At 60.5% G+C, this 1937-nt stretch carries 1 protein-coding gene and 1 pseudogene; both read left to right on the top strand.

The features are described from left to right. Positions 1–621: pseudogene (locus LB535_RS28770) on the top strand (recombinase family protein); the annotation flags it as partial. A gap of 446 nt (positions 622–1067) precedes the next feature. Further along, entirely contained in the window at positions 1068–1334 is a 267-nt protein-coding gene (locus LB535_RS28765; RefSeq protein ID WP_224634580.1) for a type II toxin-antitoxin system ParD family antitoxin, read from the top strand. Positions 1335–1937 lie beyond the last annotated feature (603 nt).

Here is a 1937-nt window from a genome sequence, read left to right as displayed (position 1 = left end):
CGCACCATCACCCGCGAGAAGATCGAACGGCGCGTCCTCGCAGGCCTGAAGGAAAGGCTCGTCTCGGCCGATGCCGTCGCCGAGGCGATCAGAGCCTATGTCCAGGAAACCAACCGCCTTAACCAGGAGCGTCGCGCGCAAGGCGAACAGGACCGCAAGGCGCTCGACAAGGTCGAGCGCGCCATCGCCGGCATCATGGCCGCGATCGAGGACGGCCTTTACCAGCCGTCGATGAAAGCGAGAATGGAAGACCTGGAGAGGCAGAAGGCGGAGATCACCGCGCGTCTGGCTCTGGCGCCCACTGACCTGCCCGACCTGCATCCCAACATCGCCACTCTCTACCGCAAGCGGGTCGAGCAGCTCACGCAAGCACTTGCCGACCACGAGGACGGACGTCCCGCCGCCGAGGCATTGCGCTCGTTGATCGGAGAGATCGTGCTCACGCCCGGCGACAAGCGCGGCGAGGTGCATGCCGAGCTACGCGGCGAGCTGTTCGGCATCCTTGAATTCGCCAAACCCGACCAAAATCAAAGGTCCGAGGATGTTATGACAAAAGGGGTTGCGGGTCCCCGCAACCAAACAAAAAACGGCCCGCTCCTCGCGGGCCGTTTGCGTTTGTGATCGCAGGACGGACACGAAGGTCAGGGCTCTCACCAGACCGAATCATTCAACCAACATCGACCCGCATCGGCGCGCTCGTCATGGCGCTGCTCGCTAGCTGGAATCATGAACCGCGGGCGACGAGGACGTCAAAGTGAGCGTGGCAGCGCACTCAGGGATCGGCGTGCAACCAGGCACGAAATAATATTAGCCGGTTGAGTTTTAAACTCAGCCGGCTCCCGCGTCTCAGCTGCCTCGAAAATGGCGCAGAGGTCGTGGAATCGGCCGCCTAGCGATCCTCGATCGGCGCCGGCGTATCGACCCGAAATTTTGATCTCTGCCGATTCGGGTACTGTTGGGCCTTCACCGAATCGCGACGGTGAATTGGAATCGAATCAACCCACTGCCAATTGTTGCTATCTATTGATATCCCCGCCACCCGCCCCCACATTCCGGAGGACGCCTCCATGCCCAACTACGCTTTGAACGAGCACTATGAGCGCTTCATCAGAAAGCAGCTCGAATCGGGCCGCTACAACAATGCCAGCAAGGTTGTCCGCGCCGGGCTGCGCATGCTCGAGGATTTTGAGGCGGAGCGTGAGAAGTGGCTGCGTGAGGAAATCCCCTCGCGCGTGGCCGAGTTCCGGCAGGATCCGGCAAAAGCTATTCCCGCCGAAACGGTGTTTTCCCGGCTGGATCTCCGTCGTCGCGCACGGCAGGCGAAAGCCAAGTAGGAAATGGAGTGCCGGATTGTCTTCCATCCGAAAGCGGAAGCCGAACTCGAGCAACTCTATGACGATATAGCCCGAGCGTGCGTCGCCGGCGATTGCCTGGGATTTTGTTGTGGGCATCCGCGATCTCTGCCTTGGCTCGTCGACATTTCCACAGCGCGGCCGAGCGGATGGAGATCATGCCGGGGGGCTGCGGATCGTCGCGCGGTCAGTATCGTTTTCGCTGTCGACGGCGAGTTCGTGCTGATCTGGGCATCTTCTACGCGGGCCGGAATATCACGCCCGAGTCGCTGGAAGAAAGGCTCCGAACCGCAGGTCAAAAGGCTGCGACGATCGACATTCGGCTAAGTGCTGGTGGCTGCTTTAGGGCGACCGCATTCACCCGGCGAAGCGGTTGTGACGGGTATCGCCGCAACGGAAGCGCCGGCCAAAATTCAACCAAGCCAGCTCACAAATTTTGCCTTCTTGGATATCCTCGCGAGAAATCGAAAAAAGAGCGATCTAGGCTGTTGACAGTTCGGTCGGGCGGCGACTATATACGGCCCACGAACGAGGGCGGTGCGCCGCTGGCGACGAAGAAGTTTGCTTCTAGGTCTGCCCTCTGTT

Source organism: Mesorhizobium sp. CA10 (assembly GCF_020165285.1).
Classification (GTDB): Bacteria; Pseudomonadota; Alphaproteobacteria; order Rhizobiales; family Rhizobiaceae; genus Mesorhizobium.
This window is presented reverse-complemented; position numbering and strand designations above follow the sequence as displayed.

Excerpts from the sequence above, each read along its gene's own strand:
- LB535_RS28765 (WP_224634580.1), top strand. The coding sequence starts at position 1,068 with ATGCCCAACTACGCTTTGAACGAGCACTATGAGCGCTTCATCAGAAAG.